The sequence below is a fragment of the Methylobacter svalbardensis genome, assembly GCF_037671525.1.
Lineage (GTDB): Bacteria > Pseudomonadota > Gammaproteobacteria > Methylococcales > Methylomonadaceae > Methylobacter_A > Methylobacter_A svalbardensis.
The window spans coordinates 28,670-53,169 of record NZ_JAWPOH010000012.1 but is presented as its reverse complement, the minus strand read 5'-3'; the positions used below and the strand labels follow the sequence as shown (position 1 = coordinate 53,169).

General features: G+C 49.6%; 21 protein-coding genes. 12 read left to right on the top strand and 9 right to left on the bottom strand.

Translation table 11 applies throughout. The features are described 5' to 3' along the window. Positions 1-83: 83 nt before the first annotated feature. The 4 genes from RW114_RS07065 (at position 84) to RW114_RS07050 (ending at position 4,699) form a co-directional block, all read left to right on the top strand. Positions 84-434 carry a c-type cytochrome gene (locus RW114_RS07065; RefSeq protein ID WP_340122036.1) on the top strand — a complete coding sequence of 117 codons (351 nt, stop codon included), beginning with the start codon at positions 84-86 and terminating at the stop codon, positions 432-434. 271 nt (positions 435-705) lie between these two features. Then, the gene (locus RW114_RS07060) at positions 706-1,638 is read left to right on the top strand and encodes a DmsE family decaheme c-type cytochrome (RefSeq protein WP_340122035.1); all 933 of its coding nucleotides are present in this window, start codon (positions 706-708) and stop codon (positions 1,636-1,638) included. Between the two features lie 20 nt (positions 1,639-1,658). Then, complete coding sequence (locus RW114_RS07055; protein ID WP_340122034.1) at positions 1,659-3,962, top strand: MtrB/PioB family decaheme-associated outer membrane protein; 2,304 nt, start codon at positions 1,659-1,661, stop codon at positions 3,960-3,962. Positions 3,963-3,973: 11 nt separating this feature from the next. Continuing rightward, on the top strand, positions 3,974-4,699 hold the full coding sequence (locus RW114_RS07050) for an elongation factor-1 alpha (protein WP_340122033.1): 726 nt from the start codon (positions 3,974-3,976) through the stop codon (positions 4,697-4,699). Between the two features lie 216 nt (positions 4,700-4,915). Here the strand turns inward: RW114_RS07050 and nqrF are convergent, their stop codons facing one another. The 6 genes from nqrF to RW114_RS07020 form a co-directional block, all read right to left on the bottom strand. Next, on the bottom strand, positions 4,916-6,151 hold the full coding sequence (nqrF, locus tag RW114_RS07045) for an NADH:ubiquinone reductase (Na(+)-transporting) subunit F (protein ID WP_340122032.1): 1,236 nt from the start codon (positions 6,149-6,151) through the stop codon (positions 4,916-4,918). Positions 6,152-6,178: 27 nt separating this feature from the next. Next, a complete protein-coding gene (gene nqrE / locus RW114_RS07040; RefSeq protein ID WP_340122031.1) occupies positions 6,179-6,790 on the bottom strand; it encodes an NADH:ubiquinone reductase (Na(+)-transporting) subunit E in 612 nt (203 codons plus the stop codon). Continuing rightward, positions 6,783-7,598, bottom strand: a complete 816-nt coding sequence (locus RW114_RS07035) for a Na(+)-translocating NADH-quinone reductase subunit C (RefSeq protein WP_340122030.1) — start codon at positions 7,596-7,598, stop codon at positions 6,783-6,785. Before RW114_RS07035 ends, nqrE begins: the two co-directional genes overlap by 8 nt. Beyond that, entirely contained in the window at positions 7,598-8,797 is a 1,200-nt protein-coding gene (locus RW114_RS07030; protein ID WP_340122029.1) for an NADH:ubiquinone reductase (Na(+)-transporting) subunit B, read from the bottom strand. Before RW114_RS07030 ends, RW114_RS07035 begins: the two co-directional genes overlap by 1 nt. Next, positions 8,790-10,139 carry a Na(+)-translocating NADH-quinone reductase subunit A gene (locus RW114_RS07025; RefSeq protein ID WP_340122028.1) on the bottom strand — a complete coding sequence of 450 codons (1,350 nt, stop codon included), beginning with the start codon at positions 10,137-10,139 and terminating at the stop codon, positions 8,790-8,792. Before RW114_RS07025 ends, RW114_RS07030 begins: the two co-directional genes overlap by 8 nt. A gap of 113 nt (positions 10,140-10,252) precedes the next feature. Beyond that, a complete protein-coding gene (locus RW114_RS07020) occupies positions 10,253-10,954 on the bottom strand; it encodes an arginyltransferase (protein ID WP_340122027.1) in 702 nt (233 codons plus the stop codon). A gap of 165 nt (positions 10,955-11,119) precedes the next feature. Between RW114_RS07020 and RW114_RS07015 the strand changes: the two genes are divergently transcribed. From RW114_RS07015 to RW114_RS07000, 4 genes are all read left to right on the top strand, one after another. Then, positions 11,120-11,416 (top strand): hypothetical protein, encoded by a 297-nt coding sequence (locus RW114_RS07015; protein ID WP_340122026.1) that lies wholly within the window; start codon positions 11,120-11,122, stop codon positions 11,414-11,416. Positions 11,417-12,195: 779 nt separating this feature from the next. Next, a complete protein-coding gene (locus RW114_RS07010; RefSeq protein ID WP_340122025.1) occupies positions 12,196-13,500 on the top strand; it encodes a sigma-70 family RNA polymerase sigma factor in 1,305 nt (434 codons plus the stop codon). An 85-nt stretch (positions 13,501-13,585) separates the two neighbouring features. Next, positions 13,586-15,508, top strand: coding sequence for an ATP-dependent zinc metalloprotease FtsH (gene ftsH / locus RW114_RS07005; RefSeq protein ID WP_340122024.1), 1,923 nt, complete (start codon positions 13,586-13,588; stop codon positions 15,506-15,508). 163 nt (positions 15,509-15,671) lie between these two features. Continuing rightward, complete coding sequence (locus RW114_RS07000) at positions 15,672-16,760, top strand: alkene reductase (protein ID WP_340122023.1); 1,089 nt, start codon at positions 15,672-15,674, stop codon at positions 16,758-16,760. A gap of 54 nt (positions 16,761-16,814) precedes the next feature. Here RW114_RS07000 and RW114_RS06995 read toward each other — a convergent pair whose 3' ends face one another. Beyond that, complete coding sequence (locus RW114_RS06995; protein WP_340122022.1) at positions 16,815-17,669, bottom strand: NAD-dependent epimerase/dehydratase family protein; 855 nt, start codon at positions 17,667-17,669, stop codon at positions 16,815-16,817. Positions 17,670-17,671: 2 nt separating this feature from the next. Then, on the bottom strand, positions 17,672-18,607 hold the full coding sequence (locus RW114_RS06990; protein ID WP_340122021.1) for a YbgA family protein: 936 nt from the start codon (positions 18,605-18,607) through the stop codon (positions 17,672-17,674). A 426-nt stretch (positions 18,608-19,033) separates the two neighbouring features. Between RW114_RS06990 and RW114_RS06985 the strand changes: the two genes are divergently transcribed. The 4 genes from RW114_RS06985 (at position 19,034) to RW114_RS06970 (ending at position 23,484) form a co-directional block, all read left to right on the top strand. After that, complete coding sequence (locus RW114_RS06985; RefSeq protein ID WP_340122020.1) at positions 19,034-20,440, top strand: cytochrome ubiquinol oxidase subunit I; 1,407 nt, start codon at positions 19,034-19,036, stop codon at positions 20,438-20,440. 85 nt (positions 20,441-20,525) lie between these two features. Continuing rightward, the gene (cydB, locus tag RW114_RS06980) at positions 20,526-21,521 is read left to right on the top strand and encodes a cytochrome d ubiquinol oxidase subunit II (protein WP_340122019.1); all 996 of its coding nucleotides are present in this window, start codon (positions 20,526-20,528) and stop codon (positions 21,519-21,521) included. 110 nt (positions 21,522-21,631) lie between these two features. Further along, positions 21,632-22,060 (top strand): DUF1499 domain-containing protein, encoded by a 429-nt coding sequence (locus RW114_RS06975; RefSeq protein ID WP_340122018.1) that lies wholly within the window; start codon positions 21,632-21,634, stop codon positions 22,058-22,060. Positions 22,061-22,122: 62 nt separating this feature from the next. Beyond that, positions 22,123-23,484 (top strand): cryptochrome/photolyase family protein, encoded by a 1,362-nt coding sequence (locus RW114_RS06970; RefSeq protein WP_340122017.1) that lies wholly within the window; start codon positions 22,123-22,125, stop codon positions 23,482-23,484. Positions 23,485-23,561: 77 nt separating this feature from the next. On the opposite strand, the gene RW114_RS06965 is transcribed toward RW114_RS06970, so the two are convergent. Further along, on the bottom strand, positions 23,562-24,464 hold the full coding sequence (locus RW114_RS06965) for a TIGR01777 family oxidoreductase (RefSeq protein ID WP_340122016.1): 903 nt from the start codon (positions 24,462-24,464) through the stop codon (positions 23,562-23,564). Positions 24,465-24,500: the final 36 nt, after the last annotated feature.

The following is a 24,500-nucleotide window of genomic DNA, read 5'->3' as shown; positions in this document are numbered from 1 at the left end:
TGGGTGTTTTCTTTGACAATAGTACATTAGTTGACTACATTTATAATGTAATGTTAATTATTCTTTACTCTTGAGGCACATTCATGAAACGTTTATATTCGTTAAATCTGCATACCTTTTTCGCTATCGCCCTGACCACATTGTCTTTATCTGTTCATGCAGAAACACTCGATGTCGATGCTGCGAAAGCCTTTGCTAAGCAAAACAATTGTTTTAAATGTCACGGCACTAACAAAGATAAAGACGGTCCTGCATTCGCCAAGATTGCCGCCAAGTTTAAGGATGATCCTAAAGCGGAAGAAAAGATATTGCAGCACCTGATCTCGGGAGTTAATGTCAAGTTTCCCGATGGACACGAAGAAGCTCACATGATCTTGAAATCGGACGATTCCAAAGAAATTAATAACTTAGCGGCTTGGATTTTGTCCTTTTAATAGCTGATATCTGCCGGGTGGCAGACTTCTGGTCTGCAACGCGCCTTTCCCCGAAAATCCTGTTTGTGCTGAATTCAGCCAACTTTAGTTGGCTGTCTGAAATATAAAAATTGCACTAATCTGCGAGCTAGCAAAGCCTCGCAGGAGTAAGCAGTAAGTTGTATTTTATTTGAATCGCCTTGGCTGAGCGCTGACTGTCGATCTTTAAACCTGTTGGAACTACTGTCTAATGAAAATAATAATTAAAATTATCCTGCTATGCGGACTAATAATGATGTCTGCACACGCCGAAAACATACCGACACCAGCGGCGACACCTGCACCAGTCGGCAAGGTCGCTGATAAGACTGCCGCTGATGCGTTAGACAGAGACTCGGAATGTACCCGGTGTCACGATGAAAACGAAATAAAGCCTATTCTTTCTATTTATCAAACCGCGCACGGCAATAAAGCCGATTCGCGTACGCCATCCTGTCAATCTTGCCATGGCGAGAGTGAAAAACACCTGAGTGGCAAGAGTGCGGCTCCCGATGTTGTCTTTGGCGCTACGTCCGGTGCCTACTCGCCGAGCGAGGTAAACGAGCAAAATACAGCCTGTCTGACCTGTCACGAAAAAGATCCAACACGCACGCACTGGCAGGGCGGCGCTCACCAGGTTGCTGACGTAGCGTGCAGTTCATGCCACGTAAGCCACACGGCACATGACAAGGTGCGTGACAAGAAGACTCAACCCGATGTCTGTTTTACCTGCCACAAAGAGCAAAGGGCGCAAACGCGCAAATTTTCTCACCATCCGATTACGGAAGGCAAGGTCGCTTGTTCCGATTGCCATAACCCGCATGGTTCAGCCGGGCCAAAAATGCTTGCTAAAAACACGGTCACCGAAACCTGCTACACCTGTCATGCCGAAAAACGCGGGCCATTCTTGTGGGAACATCAGCCGGTGACCGAGGATTGCACCAATTGCCATACCCCGCACGGCTCCAACATTACGCCGCTACTCAATTCGCGTGCGCCATTCCTGTGCTCGGAGTGCCATGATGGTCCGCATCGCAGCACGAATCCGGCTGCCGGTAGTGCTGCAGGCACACAAGGCGGACTGACTGCTGTGCCAAGCGAAAATTTCACAGGACGGGCTTGCTTGAATTGTCACAGTTTGGTTCATGGTTCGAATCATCCTGCCGGCGCCCTGTTACAACGCTAAACCGAAATTCGGAGACAATCATGAAAACTCGCAATGAAGAATTGAAAGTCAGCGCCTTGGTTTTAGCGGTGCGCTGCGCATTGATGGTCGTTTTTGCCTTGCCGCTGGGTGCGCATGCAGATGATGAAGATGAGGCGATTGCCTTAAAACATCCTAGCAACACGGTAGAGTTTGGCGCATTGTATTCCAGCCAAAATTCGGCCAAATTCGGTGAATACAACGGTCTGGATGATGAGGGCTTCTATGGCCTTGGCGGCTTCGATGTGCGTGGCGGCAAGGGCTACGATAGCAAAGATAGTGCTCTGCGCTGGAAGCTAAACGGAGCAGACCTCGGTACTACCTCCCGCACACTCAGTGGCTCAATCAGTGATCAGGGTAAATGGAAATTTAGTGCAGGTTACGACGAATTGCGCCATAACATCACGGATACTTTTCAAACACCGTTACAAGGCAAAACCGGCGGGAATGAATTTAACTTACCTGAAGATTTTGGCACAATTAACGGAAACAATGCTTTTCCTAGTGCCAGAGAGCTGACTCCGAACCAGTTAGGTGCTTTCCATACCGAAAAAGAGTACACCACGCGCAGAAACGCACCCATCAGCGCCTCATATACCTTCAATCCACAGTTTAATGCACAGGTTGATTACAATCACCTTGAGCAGACAGGTGCCAAGCTGATTGGTACCGCATCACAGGGCGGGATAAATCTCCTTGGTGGATCTACTGGGCGCGCCGAGGCCGTTAACATCATCATGAACCCGACCAGTTACACGACCGATAACATCAATGCCGCGCTGAACTGGACCGGAGACAAGGCGCATCTGACCGGCGGCTACTATGGCTCGCTGTTTCATAATGATTACAACAGCCTGAGCTGGCAGAATGCGCTCGCCAGTAATGTAAGCGCTTGCTCGGGTCCAGATTGCTACGTTAACAACACCATGAGTACGGCGCCGACCAACAGTCTTCACCAGGCGAACCTGAGTGGTGGTTATGCCTTTTCACCAACCACAAAGCTGGCCGGTGGATTTTCTTACGGCTACAACAAGCAAGATAGTAGTTACGCTGCGACCAGCATAATGCAAGCCAGTGGAGTGCCTTTTGAAATGATACAGGGTGGACTGCCTGCCTCGTCGCTGAATGGGCAGGTGGAGACTACACATGGGGACTTAAAGTTAACTAATCAGAGCATCAAGGATCTTACCCTGAGCGCCGGGGTTAAATATAATGAGCGTGATAATCGCACGAATTCAGACATCTACAATTACAAGAACACCGCTAATATTCTTTATACGGGAATCAATACGCCCTATAGCAATAGAAAGACGCAATACCAGGCGGCAGCCGATTACCGTATAACTAAGGGGCAAACATTACGCTTGGCTTATGATCGTGACCACCTCAGGCGCTGGTGTAACGGTGTAGTCGGTGGGGCTGAATGCCTGGCGAGTCCTTCCAGTGACGAGGATAAAATCGGTTTGAGCTACCGGCTAAAAGCGATAGAAGACGTTAATTTTAATGCCGGCTACAGCTTTGCTACCCGCAATGCGGATTTTAATGACATCTACCAAGCAAATACCGGCGACTATGAGGAGAACCTAAATAGCCAAAATAAAGTAGGCTTCGTGGCTTACCCTTATGACTCGCGCAAGCAGCATGTGATGAAAACCGGCGTCAATTGGCAGGTTACCCGAAAACTGGATTTGGGTGTGAATGGCCGTTATACCTTTGACGATTACAATGCGACGCTAGGTGTGCAGAAGGGGCACTCAGCGGGCGTTAATGTCGACGCTACTTATAGCTACGCTGAAAATAGCAGTGTTTCTGCCTATTGGAGCTGGCAAAATCGGGAGAGAGACTTACGCAGTGGCTTCGATGGCAGTCCACTGACTGCACCTACACAAATCTGGACTAATCAGCTTACAGACACCGGCAATGCCGTTGGCCTTCTTACCCGACATGGAGGGCTGATGGGCGGCAAACTGGAAATCATCGGTGATTTTTCGTATGCCCTAGACGAGACCCGCTACTCAACGCAGGTGCCTTATCTTGCCACTTGTGGAAATGCCAATACGCTGAGTTGTGGCACTTTGCCAGCCATTAGGAACGAGCTGCTCAGCTTTAAACTCACCGGTAATTATAAAGTCCATAAAAATGGCAAGGTTGCTTTGGCCTACATCTACCAAAAATTAAATAGCAATGACTATTTTTATAACGGACAGCAGTTTGGTTTTACACCAAACCGCGTTATGCCAACCGGACTGCAGGAGCAGGATTACACGGTTAATGTAGTCGCCCTGTCTTATTTGTATAGTTTTTAGGAGTATTGATAATGATTGAACCAAGGGATGATTTAACCTTAGGCAAGCTTTCTTTGACCTACAGGGTTTTATTCACCGGCTTTTTATTGGTGATGGGTTTGGGTTTGCTGATGGCGGGCGCCCAGATCATGCTCACGCATGGCATGGCCGATGGTAAGCCGGGCTTATCGATGAATGATATTGTCTACAGTTATTATGGCAATCGCTCAGGTTCCAAGATGGAGGCTGCCCTTACCGGTAAAATGAAAGACAAAGCGCCGGCAGATGTTAATTTTACGCTGATCAAGTGGGTGCGTGACGATGCCCCTGTTGCAGAGTGGGACAAGGTGGGGCCTTTATTAGAAAAACACTGTGCTTCTTGTCACGATGAGGAATCGGGTTTGCTGGAAGTGGCTAAACTTGACGTAGCAAAAAATTTGGCCGAAATCGATCATGGCAGCAGCATTGCCACATTGACACGTGTTTCCCATATCCATTTGTTCGGTATCGGCTTCATTTTCCTGTTTGTCGGCTGGATTTTCGGCATGGCCGAGTTTAATCAGCTCTGGAAATTGATCCTGATAGCAACACCTTTTGCTTTTCTGGTTCTGGATATTGCATCGTGGTGGCTGACCAAGTTCTGGCCGGGATTTGCCTGGCTTACCATGATTGGCGGTATTGGCTATAGCTTGGCATCAACAGTGATGTTTGCGACCTCACTGGCGCAAATGTGGTTGCCGCGCTGGACGCAGAAATAATCCCCAAATGATTCCATAAAAAACATTCCAAATTTGCACATTTTTACCTGGTGTAGCGTAAAGCCCGCCGTTCAGGGTATAGCTATTTATACAACTTAAAAATGCTAAGCGGGACGGGTTCTGATTCTGTATGTCGCCATGCTTTCGTATGCATTCCCACGCGGAGCGTGGGAACGAGCCATGCACGAAGTCGATAGGCGATAATCACTAAAACGCTTAACTGCCAAATTTATCGAACATGATATTTTTTGCATTGACGCCAAGATCATCAAGCATTTTTTCCACGGCGGTTATCATCATCGGCGGCCCGCACAGGTAATACTCGCAGTCTTCGGGAGCCGGGTGATCTTTCAGGTGATTTTCGTACAGGATTTGGTGAATAAAACCGGTCGCCCCCTGCCAATTATCTTCCGGCTGAGGATCTGAGAGTCCGATCGTCCATACAAAATTTTCATGTTCCTGAGCTAGCCGGTTGAAATCGTCGTTGTAAAAAACTTCGCTCAAACTCCTCGCGCCGTACCAGAAAGAGATTTTACGCTGGGCATGCAGGCGTTTTAACTGGTCTAAAATGTGGGAGCGCATCGGTGCCATTCCTGAGCCGCCACCGACGAAGATCATTTCACGATCGGTCTCTTTGGCGAAAAATTCGCCGTAAGGGCCGGAAATGGTGACTTTATCACCCGGCTTTAAACTGAAAAGATAGGATGATACCTTGCCGGGGGGAACATCGATTTGTTTGGGCGGCGGGGATGCAATACGGACATTCAGCATGACAATACCCGTCTCTTCGGGGTAGTTGGCCATCGAGTAGGCGCGCGAAACCGGTATATTAACGGTGGAGTGGTATTGCCAGAGATTAAACCGGTCCCAATCCGCCCGGAATGGCTCTTCTATATCGAAGTCGCTGTATTTCAGGGTATGCGGGGGAACCTCGATCAGGATGTAACCGCCGGCACGAAATTTGAGCAGTTCACCCGGGGGCAACTCCAGCACCAGTTCCTTGATAAAGGTTGCGACATTATGATTCGAGCGCACCCGGCATTGCCATTTGTTGACGGTCAATAATTCATCCGGCAGCTCCAGCGCCATGTCTTGCTTGACCGCCAGTTGGCAGGATAAGCGATAGTGTTCTCGTATTTGCTTGCGGGACAGATTGGCCCGTTCGGTATCCAGTATCTCTCCCCCGCCGCTTTTGACGATCACCTTGCATTGGCCGCAAGTTGCTCCACCGCCGCACGCGGAAGGCAGGTAAATGTGCTGTTCGGCTAAGGTATTCAGTAATTTACCGCCTGTGGCGACCTCTAAAGCTTTGTCGGTATCGTCGTTGATGAACAATTTTACTTTGCCGCCGACGATCAGCCTGGATCGGGCCGCCTGAATGATGAACGTCAATAACAGCACGATCAGGGTAAACAAAGCCATACCCAGGATGATTACGTTTACCTCGCTCATTAGTCTTCTCCCTTGACTTTCATCGATCTACAGCTCAATTCCGGAAAAAATCATAAACGCCATCGCCATCAGCCCGGCAGTAATAAAAGTTATCCCCAGTCCTTTCAAGCCATCAGGTACATGGCTGTATTTCATTCTTTCCCGTATTCCTGCCAGGCCGATAATCGCCAACGCCCAGCCGGTACCGGAACCGGCCCCGAAAACCACGCTTTCCCAAAACCGGTAATTGCGCTCGACCATAAACAGACTGCCGCCTAAAATGGCGCAATTGACGGTAATTAACGGTAAAAAAATACCCAGCGCGTTATACAGCCAGGACACATATCTATCCAGAAACATTTCTAAAATCTGGACAGTTGCCGCGATGACGCCGATATAGGTGAGCAAGCCGAGAAAGGTCATATCCACGCCGGGCAGACCGACCCAGGACAAGGCATTGTATTTAAGCAGGTAATGGTAGATCAGATTGTTAATCGGCACGGTAATCGATTGCACCACAATGACGGCAATACCCAAGCCGACAGCGGCGCTCATTCGCCGGGATATCGCCAGAAAAGTACACATTCCCAAAAAAAAGGACAACGCCAGGTTTTCTATAAAAACCGAGCGGATAAACAGGCTCAGATAATGCTCAAACATCGCTATGCCCCCGAGGTAGGTGCCATTCCTGCCTGAGTCTTGCCAGCAGGGGGCCGTAACCCTGTTCGCCGAGCCAGTAATTCAACAGGCGATCAACGCCGCGGCTGGTCAAGGTGGCCCCGGCAAGGCCATCGACCTGATGGTCGGCATCGGCTGACTCCGCATCTACTTCGCCTCTGAGGACTTTAATGATCACGCGGCCCTCGCGGTCAAAAGCCTGCTTGCCCGGCCATTGCTGTTTCCAGCGCGGGTTATCGATTTCCCCGCCCAGTCCGGGGGTTTCGCCATGTTGATAAAAGCTTAGGCCGGTAATCGTTTGTAAATCCCTGTCCAGCGCGACAAAGCCGTAGAGCGTCGACCACAAGCCTTTGCCAAACACCGGCAGGATCAGTTTTTCCGCCTGCCCGGCTGTTTTGACCAAATACACCGGCATATATTTGGAGCGGCGGTTTATCTTGGCGCTATCCAGATTGGCAGGTACATTTTCGCCCAACTCGGGGTCGTTGGCGAAACGCTGAATGTCAAAATCATCCAGCGTAAAATCGGGGCTAATGCGCTGTTCAGCAACGGGATCACCGCTAGCCAGGTCGATCAGTACCGGTTCGATGCGCTGCTTATAAATCTCGTCACTGTTGCCGTCAGGCTGATAGAGGTCTGCTGCAATTAAAATATTGTTGATTTTATTCAGCCGCTGATTTTCTTGTTGCCGAGCATTCAGCAACACCACCGCACCGGAAACCAAAAACGAGCAAACCAGACAGAGGCTTAAGACCACCTTAATAGACTGTTTGAGGCTGTCATTGCGCATCAGCCAAATCTCCGCTGCCGTCTTCGGATATGTGCGCTGATCACGATTCGGTCTATCGTCGGCGCAAATATATTGGCAAACAAAATGGCCAGCATAATGCCTTCGGGAAAACCCGGATTGATTACCCTGACCAGCACCGTCAGTGCGCCGACCAGCAGTCCGAACAGCCACTGGCCGGTCTGCGAATGGGCGGAACTGACCGGATCGGTAGCCATATACACGGCGCCGAACGCAAACCCGCCGAGCAGCAGATGCCACAGCGGCGTTACCGCAAACATCGGGTTGCTGTTGCTGCCGATTTGATTGAATAACGTAGCCATAGCGGTCATGCCCAGCACCACGCTTAACATGATCCGCCATGAACCGACTTGGCTGATAAGGAGTATGGCCGCACCGATTAAACAGGCAAATACCGAGGTTTCGCCCATCGAGCCAGGCATCCATCCCCAAAAAGCCTCCTGCCAGGTGACGGAAAGTATGCGCTCAGGATCGGCAAGCTCCGCCAACGGCGTCGCCCGGCTATAGCCGTCCACTGCGACCCAAACATTATCGCCGGTCATTTGCTGGGGATAGGAAAAATACAAAAAACAGCGACCTGCCAGAGCCGGATTCAGGATATTCATCCCGACGCCGCCAAAGACTTCTTTAGCGAGCACGATGCCAAAGGAAATGCCCAGTGCGACCTGCCACCAGGGCATGTCAGGGGGCATAATCAACGCAAAAAGCAGGCTGGTAACCAGAAACCCTTCATTAATCGGCTGTCTTCTGACACAGGCAAACAAAACTTCCCAGAAACCGCCCGCCAGCAGCGTAACCAGATAGATCGGAAAAAAATACAAAGCACCGTGCACGGTATCGGCCACGATATTGTCCGGTGCGATGCCTACATCGAGTAGGGTCAAGATAGTTCCGCGCCAGCCTTTTACATCGATTGCCCCCACATCCTGCAAAGCCAGATTGGCTTGCAACCCGGTATTGTAGAGCGCCATGATCACCGTCGGCAGCAATGCAATGACCACGGTAATCATCAATCTTTTAAAATCCAGCGCATCCCGGACATGAGGCGCGCCTCGGGTGACGGTGCCCGGGGTCAATAAAAAATTATCGGCGGCGTCATACAGAGGCCGCAGGCTTGCCCAGCGCCCGCCGGGCGAAAACAAGGCTTTCAGCCTAGCCGATAAAGGCTGTTGTTCAGTCATGATCTTCCTCCTCAAGCAGCTCCAGGTTGCTGCGCAGCATGGGGCCGAATTCCAGTTTGGACGGACAGACAAAAGCGCATAGAGCCAAATCCTCCTCATCCAGTTCCAGACAGCCAAGCTTTTCTGCCTCTTCAATATCTTCGACCGCTAACGCCCGAAGCAGAAACAACGGCATGATGTCTAAAGGCATGACCCGTTCAAAATTGCCGCTGGGAATAATGGCGCGCGTTTCGCCCTGTGTGGATGTGGTGAAATCGCAGGCCCGATTTGGAAAAAACCGGGATAGGACAACGCGCTTGATCGAAAAACGATTAAGCCCCGGATTTAGCCAACCGAGTAGTTCGCGCTGGCGGTCTTCAGGCAGAACCGAGACCTGCTGGTGATAACGGCCCAAGAAAGCCGTTTCGCCTTGGGCATGGAATCCGGACAGCACCGAACCGGATATGACGCGATGTTCCCCCGGCAGCAGCTGATCTGCGGTCAAATCATCCAATGCTGCGCCGATTCTGGATTTATACAGCCTCGGCTGTTTTACCGATGGTCCAGCCAATGCAATGATCCGATCCACATGGAGCCGACCTGAGCTAAACAGTTTGCCGACCGCAATAACATCCTGAGCGCCGATGTGCCAGACCGTTTTACCGCGCCGAACCGGGTCGAGAAAGTGGATATGGGTGCCGACATTACCGGCAGGGTGAAGGCCGGAAAAATCATGGATAGACAGGTTGTCAATAGCTATGGCCGGCAAGACTGTTTCGGGCGACTTGCAAAGGAAAAGCGCACCTTCGGTCAACCGGGATATCAGTTGTACGCCGTTGGCAAAATCCTGCTCTTGGTCTTGCAGGATCTTATTCATGGCAGGCGCCAATGGATTGGTGTCTATTGCGGTAATGAAAATGGAATGCGGAATAATGGCAGGATCCGCAACCTTGCTGTAGGGGCGGGCGCGCAATGCGGTCCATAGACCCGATTCCAATAACTGCCCGATAACCTGTTCGCGCTTCAGTGCGGCCAGCTCAGTTGCCGTATAGCGGTTGAAAGTGGCTTGCCCGTCTCCGTTGAGCTCAATCACCACAGACTGCAAGATGCGCCTGGCGCCGCGATTGATGGCTTTAATATAGCCGGTTCCGGGAGACGTGAATCTTACCGCCGGCTTATTCTTATCGGTAAACAGCAATTGACCTTGTTGAACCGTATCCCCGACCTTTACCGCCATTGCCGGCCAAAGGCCAAAATAATCGCCACCGAGTACCGCAACAGTTTGAGGTACTTTAGAGCCTTTAATGAGTTGCTCAGGTTTGCCTTTAATCGGAAGGTTCAGACCTTTATTGATTTTGATCATGGCATATTCGGCTTTATCAGTTCATCGTGAATATTTTAATGGTATTAATTTCCAGTGAATTTAAGCGTGACACAAAACCGCCTATTTGCCAATATTTATCCGGTTCAGGGTTGTCAAGGGCTTATCCAGGTCCACTGTTGACCGATAAAGCCTTGCAGAGGCCGGTATTGGTCTTTGTAGTTCATTTTCCGGCAGTCGGCAATCCAAAAACCCAGATACAACCACTCCAGGCCCTGATTCTGTGCATGTTGTATTTGCCACAGCACTGCATAAACGCCGAGGCTGTAGCTGGAAAATTTGGGGTCAAAGAAGGTATAAACGGCAGAGAGGGCGTCATCGAGGCGGTCTACAATCGCAACGGCAGCAAGTTCATCGGCACAAAAAAACTCTATAAATTGGGTGTTACACCATGAGCTGCCTAAAAATTTAATGTACTCGTCGGGACTGGTGTTTGCCATGTTGCCTTCGGCATGACGTTGATTTTGGTAGCGCAGATAAAGATCGTAATGGGCTTGTTCGAAAACGGCGGGTTTGATGATGGCGGTGGTTTGCCGGTTTTTTTGCAAGCAACGCTTTTGGCTGCGGTTGGGTTTGAATTGCGCCACGGGCACACGCACCGGAACGCATTGCGAGCATTGCGCACATTGGGGGCGATAAACGTCGTTGCCGCTACGCCTGAAACCGTGAGCAATCAGCAGCGAATAAACGGCGGTATCAAGCCTGAATAACGGATCAACAAACGCGGATTGCGCTTGTTCGTCGTCCAAATAGCTGCAAGGATGTGGGGCGGTAATCAATAAAGGAATAGAGGTCATGGTAAATTCAAGAGGTATTTAGTCCGGCCGGATGCGTAGTTTATCGTGCTCGCGCTCCGGAGATTGCGAAAGTAATAGCCAAATCAAGTTAAGAAAAATTTACCACAGAGAGCACGGAAAACACGAAGAAAATAATTCAGTTAATTCCATATACTGAAAAAATTTGTGCCCTCGGTATGCCGCTCCGCTGTTTTTCCGGCAGTGTTTTTAGTATTGCCAAACGCGACGCCGGAGTGTTGGGACGATGATAATATTTGGCGGCCCGGTTTATGGAATCCACCATCCACGCGTTTGTCTGCCTTAGTTGCTGCCGTTGATCGCTGGAAAGGCCTCCAGGGTCGAAATGCAACCGGTAATGCAGCTGATAAAGCCGGTTTAATGCCGGTAGTTGCAAACGAGACTGTGAAAATATTCGATATAGAAGAAATAACCATGAAGGGCATGAAGAGCATGAAGATTTAACGGCGGTTACACGGAAACTTTTACACCCTCATTTAATGCATTGATTGACTTAGTCTTTTCTTTATGTGCTTCATGAACTTCATGGTTAATAGTACTTTTTATGCCGTACTCATTCATTCTTTCACAGTCTCAAACGCTTGACCCATTGTCGAACGCTTATGATAATAAGCGGATTTTATCGTTACCACAGAGAGGACACGGAAAAATGTACAATTCATTGAAAACTTCGTGGTTATCTCCTAATCTGCACTGAAATATAAATTCTTTCACAACCTCTGGAGTGTAAGCACGATACAAGAGACTTGTATTTATATAGGAAAAACCTATTGATCCATAGAATATCAGTATTGTACAAACGCTTGATTTCCAATATACGATTGTAAATATTTTATGAAAACGATATGAAAAAGCTATGAAAGTAGCTTTGGCGTATTCAGGTTTCAATGGCTCGGTATTTTATCGTTCCTGCGCCGGAAAGCCCGATTTAGTATTGACTAAATCAGGAAAAATCATTCACCACAAAGGGCATGAAAGACACGGAGAAAATATTCACATTAATTCGATAGAGTGAATCTCCGTGATCTTTAAGCTGATACTTATGGAGTTGCCCTGAATATACCCTACTGCTGAAAGGATTTTTATTCAATGAAAGGGGTATTATCATGTGAAATTAATAAATTCCTTTAACCGCACTATTTTCCACAGTGGACTTTCGTCAAATAAGCTTTTAAAAACAGTGTGTGCAAGGTTTGGGGGCTATGATGTATTCAAATAAATGTTTGTTAATACCAGAAAAAGCGCTGGTTAATGAAGCGAAAGAAAGCGCTGAGCATTGCAATTTACAAATGGCGATCAATTTAGAAGCCGGTAAGTCCAGCCTGATTAATATCCTGTCACAATTTCCTGCCACTGCGTTATGGTTGCTTCATCGATACGAAGCAGACGCATCCAAGCCTGAGCAGGCTGTCGAAGTGCTGACGGTTACGTTAGCAAAAATCAAGAGCCATTACTTGCTGGCGAGCCTGTTGTTTTCAGGCCGAGGTTTTAATCATAAGGCTGATGCCGATGAAAAACAGCAATTAACCGAGGCATTAGAGGTATTTCCTTTTTCGATTGAAGACCTGCTGGTGCTGACGGAGCTTATTATTTATGCCTTCAAGACCCGAGATGATTGCGCTCAATCAGCCAAAAATTGTCCCGATTTGGTTTTCAAACGACTGCAAGGATCAAGGCGGCGCGACAAGTTAAAACTGCCTGATATAATCGATGCCATGCGGGCTAGTCAATTTGATGAGCAATTTCTGTTTTTGTCCGGTGCCGATATGCAACACTATGTGACGGATATGATTTTTGCAGAACATCTTTGGTTAAGTTCAAGGCAGGCATTAGCCGAGGCAAATTCCGGCTTGGTGTTGTTCATAGCCAACCGGTACCGATGCGGGTTTTTAGACTTTGACGATCTGGTTCAGGAAGGTCAAACCGGCTTATTACGGGCTATCGACAAATTCGATTACCGCTTGGGATTCCAGTTTTCAACCTATGCGGCTTATTGGATCAGACAGGCTATGTCCCGTGCCCTGTCTCGCGGCGAAAGAGTTGTGCGTGTGCCTTGTGAGCAGGTGGCTAACATACATAAAGTGTTGCGCGCTAAAACCGATTTGCTTTCAAAAATGGGCAGGGAGCCTTCGGTCAAAGAATTAAGTGAAGACTCGGAAATGCCCGTTGATCAAATAAATGCTATTTTAGCCATCTCGCAAACGGCAGTGTCGCTGGAAAATTTAGAGGAAGATGAAGATTCATTGGCACCGATAGCTTTTTTAGAGCAGCAAATTTTTGATCAGCCGTTTAAAAAAATAGAGCAATCCGACCTTAAGGCCTGGATTAGCAAGGCGATTAAAATCCTTGATCCGCGGGAGTTAACGATTATTTGCTGTCATTTCGGTATCAATACCGATAATGAAATGACTTTACAGGAAATTGGCGCAGAACTTCACTTGACCCGAGAGCGGGTTAGGCAGATTCAAGTGAGGGCGCTCAAAAAAATAAAACTCAATTATGGTGAGCAATTAATGAGTTTTTTATGATTAATGCTCGTTATGGGTCGCATCGGTTCCCTACCGATTGCGACACTTCCACCATCCATGGCAGTCGCGGCCAGGAGAGACACACATGAAAAAACATTTGTTTAATATTCTGATTTTCGGCGTTGTTATTGCCGGAGCCTTTTTAATCTATGATCGCCTGCATGCCACGCCCCCTATAATGGATACTCTGGCTTATTCGGATTTTATCAGCAAGGTAAAAAGTGGGCAGGTTGAGCGCGTGGAGGTCAGCGGCCAGCAGATTGGCGTTCGGACTTCAGACGGTCAAAACTACCAGACCTTTAATCCCGGCGATGGGCACTTAATCGACGATCTTCTGACTGCCGGTGTGCAGATAAGGACAGTGCCGCCGGAGCAGGAGACCTTGCTGATGAAGATTTTCATCTCCTGGTTTCCGATGCTGTTAATGATAGTGGTGCTGGTCATTTACATGCGCAGAACGCAAGGCGGCATGGGCGGCGGTGGCTTTGGCAAGAGCAAGGCCAAGATGCTTGAAGAAGACAAAATGACCGTTACCTTTAGCGATGTTGCCGGTTGTGAGGAGGCCAAAGAAGACGTGGCCGAGCTGGTTGATTTTCTGGCCGATCCGCAGAAATTTCAAAAACTGGGCGGAAAAATACCGCGCGGCATTTTGATGGTCGGCCCGCCGGGAACCGGTAAGACCCTGATTGCCAAAGCCATTGCCGGTGAAGCGGGGGTCAAGTTTTTTACCATTTCGGGTTCGGATTTTGTCGAAATGTTTGTCGGCGTCGGCGCGTCCAGAGTCAGGGACATGTTTGCCCAAGCTAAAGAACATGCCCCTTGCATTATCTTTATCGACGAGATCGATGCGGTCGGTCGCCAGCGCGGCGGTCCCGGCATGGGTGGCGGCAATGACGAACGGGAGCAAACTTTGAATCAATTGCTGGTGGAAATGGACGGTTTCAACGGTAATGAAGGCGTTATCGTGATCGCCGCAACCAACCGCGCCGACGTGCTCGATAAAGCCCTGCTCAGACCGGGACGTTTCGATCGTCAGGTGAATGTCGGCTTGCCCGATGTGCGCGGCCGCGAGCAAATTCTCAACGTGCATATCAAAAAAGTGCCGGCGGCGGCCGATGTCGAATTGAAATATCTTGCCCGAGGTACGCCCGGTTTTTCAGGTGCCGATTTGGCCAATATTGTCAATGAAGCCGCGCTGCTTGCCGCACGTTCCAACAAGCAGGAAGTCAGCATGAGCGATCTTGAAAAAGCCAAGGATAAAATCCTGATGGGCGCAGAGCGGCATACCATGGTGATGACCGAAGAGGACAAATTGTTAACCGCCTACCATGAAGCGGGGCATTGTATCGTCGGGCAAAAATCCCCTGACCATGACGCCGTTTATAAAGTCAGCATCATGCCCAGAGGCCGAGCCCTGGGGATCACCATGTTTCTGCCTGAGCGGGATCAATACAGCGCCAGCAAACGCAAACTGGAAAGCCAGATAGCCAGCTTGTTCGGCGGCAGGATTGCGGAGTTGATGATTTATGGCGGCGACCGGGTAACCACCGGCGCATCGAATGATATTGAGCGAGCTACAGAATTGGCCCGCAACATGGTGACGCGCTGGGGTTTTTCCGAAAAACTCGGGCCACTGGTTTATGGCGAGGAAGGCGGCCAAGCATTTTTGGGGCATCCGGGTACTCAAGGCAGTTCCGTATCCAGTAACGTTGCTCAGCTGATTGATGAAGAAATACGTTCGGTGATAGACCATAACTATCAACGTGCTGAAACCATTCTGCAAGAGAATATCGATATCCTGCACAAAATGGCCGATGCGCTGATGAAATGGGAAACCATAGATCGCTTGCAAATTGGGGATTTAATGGCCGGCAAAAACCCTAGGCCGCCTGCGGAAGACGATGACTTGCAAGTGGGCAAGCCTTCGGAACCGGGTGATGAAGTGAAGGATAAAGTTGATAAAAAAACGATTAAGGCGGCTACCCATAAACCCGCCGGGCAGGTTTGATGGGGTTCGCGGAGCGCTTAACTTGAGGCAATGGTATCGTTAAGTGTGGTCTAATGGAGTGCAGGCTTCGCCTGCTGCAAGCGAAGCTTGCACTTCCGTTACCCTGTATTGACTTAATCCCCAATCCTTTCACCTTGTATATATTCTAATCAGTGAACGCATCATGACATCTGTAACTACCGATAAAAACACTTTGTTTAAGCCGATATTGTTGGGGGATTTGGCCTTAGCCAACCGGATCATCATGGCGCCGTTGACACGGAACCGGGCGGGCGAGGGCAATGTGCCTCAGGCTATGAATGTGGAATATTACCGGCAACGCGCCGGAGCCGGTTTGATTATTAGCGAAGGCAGTCAAATATCGGCTAGCGGCATCGGCTATCCGGGAACGCCGGGCATTCATTCAAAAGCACAGGTTGCAGGCTGGAGGCGCGTCACTGATGCCGTTCATGAGGAAGGCGGTCGGATTTTTATCCAGCTCTGGCATACCGGCAGAATCTCCCATTCATCGCTACAACCGGGCCAATGTTTACCGGTTGCGCCGTCCGCGTTGAAAGCCGCCGGTCAGGCTATGACCCATCAGGGTTTGCAGGATTTTGAAACGCCGCATGCGCTGACTCTCGATGAGCTGCCGGGCATTGTTGCCGAGTATGCAAGTGCTGCAGAAAATGCCAAAGCGGCCGGTTTCGATGGCGTGGAGATTCACGCCGCCAACGGTTATCTGCTGGACCAGTTTTTACGGGGCGGCACCAATAGGCGGGAAGACGCTTACGGCGGGGACATTGCCAAGCGGATGCGCCTGTTGCTTGAAGTGGTTGAAGCCGTTATCGCTGTCTGGGGCGCACATCGTGTCGGGGTTCGGGTGTCGCCAGAAAACAGTTTTAACGATATTAAAGACAGTCAGCCGCAGCAAACCTTTAACGCGGTCGCCAAAAAGTTGTCCGATTATCCGTTGGCCTATCTGCATGTGCTGGAAGGCGACATGCTGACCGGCAAGCGGCAGGTGGATTATGCGGCATTAAGAAACTGTTTTGCCGGTTTCTACATGGCTAATAACGGTTATGACCGGGAACGCGGCAACAGCGCCATTGAACAGAACCATGCCGACATGGTGGCGTATGGTAAGTTATTTATCGCTAACCCGGATTTGCCGGTGCGGTTTGCCAAAAACCTGTCGTTGAATACGCCCGATCAGGCGACTTTTTATGGCGGAGATGAAAGGGGTTATACCGATTATCCGAAGTATAATTAGTATTTTCTTTATTGTGGGCGTGAATAAATTCGCGCCCACAGTATTCAGACATAACTATTTATGGCGGCAGTGACGCTGCTCATGGTAATGCGTAATTAACTCCAAATAACCGTCTTTATAGCTTGGGTAGTGGAATTCATAACCCAACGCTTTTAACAGGGCATTGCTACAGCGCTTATTCATCCCTACACCTGCTTTAGCAGTCGGTGGAGGGCAATGCAGTCGATCTGCCAGCCAGGTCATTACGTCCCAGGTCGGAGCGGGATCATCATCGCTGGCCAGATAACATTGAGCTAAAGTCTTTTCTGCCAAACGCTGTTCCAGTAAAAAAGATAAAACGCCCACGCAATCCTGCTGATGTATCCGGTTGGTAAAATAAGTTGGGTTTTGCTGGATGGCCGGTGTCTGTAGCGCCTGCCTTAACAGGTATTCCCGTCCCGGCCCGTAAATTCCGGAAAAACGCACTACGATATTAGCCGGGTTCGAATCGATCAATGTTTGTTCAGCCTGTCTGAGCAACCGGCTGGTGATATTGGCCGGCTCTGCGACTGAATCTTCATCCACCCATTCGCCTAACGTCTGTCCGTAGACGCTGGTGGACGAGACCATCAGCCACTGCGTTTTTGGCAGCTTGGCCAGCAGGTTGTTCAAGCCGGTTTGATAAACAGCGCGATAGCTTTGTTCATTGCGCCCGTCAGGCGAAAGGATAAAAAACGCCTGAGTAAATTCGGTGTCCAAGTCGCTCATATCTGCAACTGAGCTTATATCGGCAGCGACATAGTTGATAGGGCCGGACGCGGATAAAGGCGGCTTGCGTTTTAGCCCGGTTACCTGATGACCCTGAGCCGATAACACCCGACCAAGTTCCGAACCTATCGCGCCGCAGCCGACGATTAAAATTTTTGCCATGGTTACAATTGATTGATGAGTTGCAGCTCTTGCGGATAAGGCGATAGGTAATAGGACTCTTCTATATACGGATCGGGGCTTTTACGGAAATGGTGTTTAAGCAGCGTCAAAGGCACTATCAGCGGGACGTAGCCATTGCGGTAATTTTCAACCACTTCGCAAAGTTCGGCTTTATCGTCGGCGCTTAAGGTCTTTTTTAAATAGCCTTGAATATGCTGCAAGACATTGATATGGTTTTTGCGGGTAGCGATCTTTTTAAGGGTCGTCATCAGCTGCAAAATATACTGCTCTGCAACATCTGCAAGGTTGGTTTTGGTGAGTCCGGCTAATAGTTGTCCCAGGTCGCGATAATCTTCATGGCTCATGATGATCAATTTATGACGCGCATGAAAATGCGTCAGGGCGCTTAGCGTAAGCCCTTCTTCCAGCATGGTTTTCCAGCGATGGAGTACATAAACGCGCTGGATAAAATTCTCGCGCAGTCCGGCATCGCCAAGCCGACCTTCTTCCTCTACCGGCAACAGCGGGTTCAGACGCATCATTTCCCGGGCATAAATGCCTGCGCCGTCTTTATGCGCTTGAACGCCCACATAAATCTTGACCCATTCCATGCCGCAACTGGGCGAATCCTTTTTTAAAATATAACCGCATAAGCCGGTGTGCAGCTCTTTTTGATATTCAGCATGATTACGCAGCCGATCTGTTACATCGATTTCAGGATCTTTAATACCCACACAGCGTACTGCATTATCTATCTTTACCAGGTGAATGGTTGGGCGCGGCGTACCCAGGCCGATTTCCACTTCCGGACAGAAAGGTTGGAAATCAAAATATTCGCCCAGGGTGCCGGTGATATAAGAATCCCGCTTGTGGCCGCCATCATAACGGACATTCTGGCCCAATAAACAACCGCTGATACCGATAGGAATTTTTTTCATAGGTTTTTGATGCGTATTGAATGAATGAGTGATCGAGTCTATCGGCTTTGCCGAATTTTTCAATCGATTTTTAGCCTTCCATTTTAAGGGACAGGCAGGAAGCCTTAACCATTCGGTTAAGCTCATGACTAAAAATATAATGGTTAAGCCAATAAAAATAAAAGACTTATATTATTCAAGACATTGGCCAGGTAGTGGGTTTACCTACTAGGTAATGGCACTTATTGATTGAAAAAATTGAATGCTCTATTTTACAACATGAGTATCTACACAAGTGGGATCGCACTTTTTCTTTCAAAGGGATGTCTACCGGGATACGGTGAATGCATGCTTTGCATAACGTCATGGATGAGGTGTAGTCGGGTAATGCAGTCGTCGTGTTCTTCGTGGTTTATTAATCACTCTGCTTGTTTTTTTCGTAGAACTATGGACTTACTGAACGATTCATTGATGTTGTCGCGGCTCCAGTTCGCTGTAACGGCTATGTTCCACATCCTTTGGCCATTGCTTACCGTAGGCTTGTCAATTTTTCTGGTGGCGGTCGAAGTCATGTGGCTTAAAACCGCTGATAAGGACTACCTTATTCATGCTCAATTTTGGGCGAAGTTGCTGTTGCTCAATATTGGCATAGGCGTGGTAAGCGGCATTCCTCTCGAGTTCGAATTTGGCACCAACTGGGCGGCGTTTTCCAGAATCACGGGGGAGTTTTTCGGCAATATCCTCGGTTATGAAGGCGCTACGGCTTTGATGCTTGAAGCGGGTTTTTTGGGGGTGATGATGCTCGGCTGGAACAAGGTTACGCCGGGCATGCATTTATTCGCCACATCCATGGTTGCATTCGGCTCATCCCTGTCGGCTTTTTGGATCATGATCGCCAACGGCTGGATGCAGGCGCCTAGCGGAGGCCATATAGAGGCCGGGCGTTACGTCATGGACAGTTATGCTAAAGCTATTCTTAATTCCGATTACTTTTTGGGCTTTGTCCATATGTGGATGGCTTGCGTGGAAACCAGTCTGTTCGTCGTGGCCGGGATTTCAGCCTGGTATCTGCTGCGCACCGGCCATACCGCACTATTTCGCAAGTCCTTCGGCATGGCTTTGGTGGGGTTGTTACTGATTGCGCCAATGCAGATTTTAAGTGGGGACCTTGGCGGCTTGCGGTTGTTTGAAATCCAACCGGTCAAAGCGGCGGCAATCGAAGCGCATTGGGAGACTAATAAAACGGCTGAAGGTGCAGATTGGCATGTTTTGGGCTGGCCTGATAAGGCGACTCAAACCAACAACTGGATCATTAGTATACCCAAGGGTCTTAGTCTGATAGCCACTCGCACTCTGCATGGAAAGGTGTTGGGGTTGAAAGAATTCGCCGCCGCCGACCAGCCACCTGCAATACCATTGATTTTTTACAGTTTCAGGGTGATGGTCGCCGCTGGCCTTGTCATGGCGGGACTATCCCTGCTCACCGGCTGGTTGTGGTGGAAAAGACGCAAGGCAGCGGATGAATGGGTACTGCCGGTTTGGCTGTTAAAGAGCTGGGTGGCAGCCATACCGTTGGGTTATGTGGCGACTGAATGTGGCTGGCTGGTACGTGAAGTGGGACGTCAACCCTGGGCAGTTTACGGCTTATTGCGCACCGAGCATGCCGCATCCCATTTGCCGGCTGGCGCAGTGGCGACCAGTCTGGTGTTGTTTGTAGCTATATATACGCTGTTGTTGACGGTGTTCTTGCTATGCGTCCGGCGCATTATTGTCACTGGCCCTGACATGAATCCGCAGATTGCCGTATTTGTACCCTCCAACGAAGTTTACTCAAGCCGACGAGCTAAGGAGTGATCATGGAATACCAAATAACCGAATTGTTGATTAATATCTGGGGTACCGTTTTGATATTGATGTTGTTTAGGTATAAGAGCTGATCATGGCGCCTCAGGCATCCGAATTGTTAATTAATATCTGGGGCGTTATTTTGATATTGATGCTGTTCATGTATGTGGCATTGGATGGCTTCGATCTGGGTGTAGGCATGCTTTCCCTGATGGCACGCGATGAACATCAAAAAACGCAGATGATGCACAGTCTTGGCGGCGTGTGGGATGCCAACGAAACCTGGTTGGTGTTGCTCGGCGGCGCTCTGTTTGGCGCCTTTCCTCTGGCTTATGCGGCACTCTTGCAAGCGCTTTATGTCCCTGTCTTGATGATGCTGTTCGGCCTGATTTTTCGCGGCGTGGCTTTTGAATTTCGCTCATATGCCAAACACCCCGCCGTCTGGGTTATTGCTTTTGGCATCGGCAGTCTCTTAACGGTCCTGGCTCAGGGTTTGGTTTTGGGCGGTCTGCTGAGTGGCTTGCCTTTAAGCGAAAGCGGTGTGATTGCAGTTTTCGCCAGATTGACATCTTTTTCGCTGATAACCGTGGCATTACTGATAGCGGGTTATACCCTGCTGGGCGCCTCCTACCTGCTTTGTAAAACAAATGGGCAGTTGCGTGATTCTGCGGCTGTCTGGATCTGGAGGTCGGCAATGTTACTTATCCTGCTGTTGTTTACGTTAATTATAGCCAGTCCTTTGATGACGCCTTATGTTGTAGAGCGCTGGGCTGCAGCCCCGTTTTTTTATGTCATGCTGGCAACCGGTCTTGGCATAGCGTTTACGATGATGCTATGGAGCCTGAAGCAACAACGGTACTCAATTCCGTTCTTATGGAGTTTGGTCTGCTTGTTTCTAGTGTTGGCGGGTTTGATGAGCAGTCATTATCCGTTCATTATCCCTGGCGTGATGACCCTGCAGTCCGCCGCGTCCTCCGCCAAAACGTTGGAGTTCATGCTGTATGCGGAGGGGGGATTGCTGCCGGTAATACTGATTTACAATGGCTATCAGTATTACGCATTAAGAGGGGCGGCCGGTGAAGATTATTGAACGGTTGTCTGGATCAACGCAAGTCACAAGCCGATTTGTTGTTGCCTCGGTTCCAGTAGGCAGTCATCGGAAATGTCCAATATCACAAATCTTTTTAAGAGGTTACACTGATGAAGTTTAAAACCATTTTTTATATTATCGTTATGACATTAAGCACAGCAACTCAGGCATCAGAAAAACAATTACCGCCTTGTCCAAGCAGCCCAAACTGCGTTTCCAGTCAGGCGGCAGACGCCGATCATTCTATTGCGCCTTTTAAGATCACCGGCAATGTTGAAGAGGCTTGGGCGGCACTGAAAAAAGCCCTGATCAGCCAAAGCCGGACGGTGATCACCAATGAAACCGGCGACACGCTTCATGCCCAGGCAACCAGTCTGGTGTTTCGCTTTGTCGATGATATAGATGCGATACTGGATACGGAAGCCAAGTTAATCCATATCCGTTCCGCATCGCGTACCGGTCACGGCGATTTCGGGGTGAATCGCAAACGGGTGGAAATGCTCCGTTTGCAACTGCAGCAGGCGCATGTTATTGAATAAAAAGGCTAAGGGCTAAAAATGCTCGTTCAATATCTTTTGTACAGTTATTAAAAAAGGCTTCGATGACTCAATATACAACCTCGCTGTTCATATTCCGTCGCGACCTGCGTCTTGAAGACAATACCGCGTTGCTTGAAGCCTTGCGGCTTTCAGGGCAGGTGATTCCCTGCTTTATTTTCGATCCCCGGCAGATTGAGCCGCACCCTTACCAGAGCAAACCGGGCTTGCAGTTTATGTTGCAGTCCATTCAAGATCTTCAACAGCAGTTGCAGTCGGCAGGCGGCAAACTGGCGCTTTACCATGCGCTGCCGGAGCAGGTCGTCAAGCAGCTGGTCGAACGGCAACAGATACAAGCCGTGTTTATCAATCGCGATTACACGCCTTTCAGCCGGCGGCGTGATGATGAGCTGGCCGCCGTATGCAAGCAGCTGGGCATTGCACTGCATACGCTCCCTGATAGCCTGCTGAATGAGCCGGAGCAGGCGGTAAAAATGGATAAAACGCCCTATAAAGTGTTCACGGCGTTTTATAGCAATGCCAAACAGTTTCCTGTTGCCTTGCCGGAAGCGTTGGTCAGGCATAATTTTTTGGCGGCGGTTTCCGAATTTACCATCGATCAGTTAGGTATATCGCTGGTCGAAACTGTAATCAAAGGCGGCCGTAATCAGTCGCTGGCGATACTGGATAGGCTCGGCGACTACGCCGATTACCAAAACACCCGCGACTTTCCTGCGCTGGATGCGACCAGCAAACTTTCCGCACATTTAAAGTTCGGCACTTGCTCGGTTCGGGAAGTGTTTTATGCGATTATCGAACGGCTCGGCAGTGAACATCCTCTGATTCGGCAACTGTACTGGCGCGACTTTTTCACCCATATCGCTTATCACTTTCCGCAGGTTTTCGGACGAGCTTTTTTGGAAAAGTTTGCCGATCTGCGTTGGGATAATCATCCCGATTATTTTCAAGCCTGGTGCGATGGAAAAACCGGCTTTCCGATAGTGGATGCAGGGATGCGCGAACTCAACGCCACCGGTTACATGCATAACCGGGTGCGCATGATCGCCGCCTCATTTCTGGTCAAAGACCTGCATATCGACTGGCGCTGGGGCGAACGTTATTTTGCCCAGCATCTGGTTGATTACGATCCTTGCGTCAATAACGGCAACTGGCAATGGGCCGCCTCGACCGGTTGCGATGCACAACCGTATTTCAGGATTCTCAATCCCTGGCTACAGCAGCTTAAATTTGATCAGGACTGCCGGTACATTTATCGCTGGCTGCCCGAACTGCAAGCTTTTCCGTCCAAAACCATTCATCAATGGGATAAAAAGCACAGCGCTTGCAGTTATCCCGCGCCGATTATCGATCATAGCCGAGAGAGCCAACTGAGCAAGGCCCGGTTTAAGCAAGCGACCAATCCGTAGTGTTGGGTTGCAAGGCAAGCTTTGAACTCCTGCATCTGTAAATCTTGGAGTCCAAAGCTTGTTCAAAGTCGGCATTGCTATTTATGCGACAACGCCTCATTTAACGCAGCGGCAAGGTCGTCATATTGAAACTTGAAACCCTGCGCCAACAGCCGTTCCGGTATCACGCGCTGACCGCCCAACACCAGCTGCGACATTTCGCCGAGCAGTATTTTTAACAGCCAGGCCGGAACCGGCAGCAGGGCGGGGCGTTTCAGGCATTGCGCCAGTATTCGGGTGAATTCGGCATTGGTAACAGGGTTCGGAGCGGTCGCGTTATAAGCGCCCTGCATCGTTGAATCGGCCATCATGGTCAGGGCGATATTGATCCAGTCCTGACGATGTACCCAGGACATCCATTGCCGCCCGTCGCCCAAGCGCCCGCCCAATCCCAGGCGAAACGGCGGCAACATGCGCTGCAGAAAACCGCCGCCGTTGGCAATGACCAAGCCGGTCCTGATCAGGCAGACCCTGACGCCGAACTGCTCGGCCTGTTTTGCGGCGGCTTCCCAATCGGCGCAAAGCTGCGCTGAGAAATCTTCATAGGGAGTGGATTGTTCGGTTAACACCGTGTCGCCCTGATCGCCGTAATAACCGACAGCGGAACCGCTGATTAACAACTCGGGTTTAACGGTCATGCGGGCGATGCAGGTTATTAATTGTTCAGTCAGACCGATGCGGCTTTCCCTGATCAGCTGTTTCCGGTCCTCGCTCCAGCGGGCGTCGATAATCGGCGCACCGGCAAGATTGATGACGACCTGATAGCTGTCTTCCGCTTTAAGTTGCGAGAGGCTGCCCAACGCATTAACGCCCGAGCCGCATATTTTGGCGACCTTATCGGGGCTGCGGCTTAACACCGTAACCGCATGGCCTTGTTCGATCAGGCTTTTAGTCAAGGCACTGCCAATAAAACCGGTACCTCCGGTAATAAGAATGTTCATAATCGTGTCCTCATAACCATTAAGATTGATTTGGAA

Excerpts from the sequence above, each read along its gene's own strand:
- RW114_RS07050 (WP_340122033.1), top strand. The coding sequence starts at position 3,974 with ATGATTGAACCAAGGGATGATTTAACCTTAGGCAAGCTTTCTTTGACC.
- ftsH (WP_340122024.1), top strand. The coding sequence starts at position 13,586 with ATGAAAAAACATTTGTTTAATATTCTGATTTTCGGCGTTGTTATTGCC.
- nqrE (WP_340122031.1), bottom strand. The coding sequence starts at position 6,790 with ATGTTTGAGCATTATCTGAGCCTGTTTATCCGCTCGGTTTTTATAGAA.
- RW114_RS06970 (WP_340122017.1), top strand. The coding sequence starts at position 22,123 with ATGACTCAATATACAACCTCGCTGTTCATATTCCGTCGCGACCTGCGT.
- RW114_RS06975 (WP_340122018.1), top strand. The coding sequence starts at position 21,632 with ATGAAGTTTAAAACCATTTTTTATATTATCGTTATGACATTAAGCACA.
- RW114_RS06995 (WP_340122022.1), bottom strand. The coding sequence starts at position 17,669 with ATGGCAAAAATTTTAATCGTCGGCTGCGGCGCGATAGGTTCGGAACTT.
- RW114_RS06965 (WP_340122016.1), bottom strand. The coding sequence starts at position 24,464 with ATGAACATTCTTATTACCGGAGGTACCGGTTTTATTGGCAGTGCCTTG.
- RW114_RS07030 (WP_340122029.1), bottom strand. The coding sequence starts at position 8,797 with ATGACTGAACAACAGCCTTTATCGGCTAGGCTGAAAGCCTTGTTTTCG.
- RW114_RS07055 (WP_340122034.1), top strand. The coding sequence starts at position 1,659 with ATGAAAACTCGCAATGAAGAATTGAAAGTCAGCGCCTTGGTTTTAGCG.
- nqrF (WP_340122032.1), bottom strand. The coding sequence starts at position 6,151 with ATGAGCGAGGTAAACGTAATCATCCTGGGTATGGCTTTGTTTACCCTG.
- RW114_RS07065 (WP_340122036.1), top strand. The coding sequence starts at position 84 with ATGAAACGTTTATATTCGTTAAATCTGCATACCTTTTTCGCTATCGCC.
- RW114_RS07060 (WP_340122035.1), top strand. The coding sequence starts at position 706 with ATGATGTCTGCACACGCCGAAAACATACCGACACCAGCGGCGACACCT.
- RW114_RS07000 (WP_340122023.1), top strand. The coding sequence starts at position 15,672 with ATGACATCTGTAACTACCGATAAAAACACTTTGTTTAAGCCGATATTG.
- RW114_RS06985 (WP_340122020.1), top strand. The coding sequence starts at position 19,034 with ATGGACTTACTGAACGATTCATTGATGTTGTCGCGGCTCCAGTTCGCT.
- RW114_RS07035 (WP_340122030.1), bottom strand. The coding sequence starts at position 7,598 with ATGCGCAATGACAGCCTCAAACAGTCTATTAAGGTGGTCTTAAGCCTC.
- RW114_RS07025 (WP_340122028.1), bottom strand. The coding sequence starts at position 10,139 with ATGATCAAAATCAATAAAGGTCTGAACCTTCCGATTAAAGGCAAACCT.
- RW114_RS06990 (WP_340122021.1), bottom strand. The coding sequence starts at position 18,607 with ATGAAAAAAATTCCTATCGGTATCAGCGGTTGTTTATTGGGCCAGAAT.
- RW114_RS07020 (WP_340122027.1), bottom strand. The coding sequence starts at position 10,954 with ATGACCTCTATTCCTTTATTGATTACCGCCCCACATCCTTGCAGCTAT.
- cydB (WP_340122019.1), top strand. The coding sequence starts at position 20,526 with ATGGCGCCTCAGGCATCCGAATTGTTAATTAATATCTGGGGCGTTATT.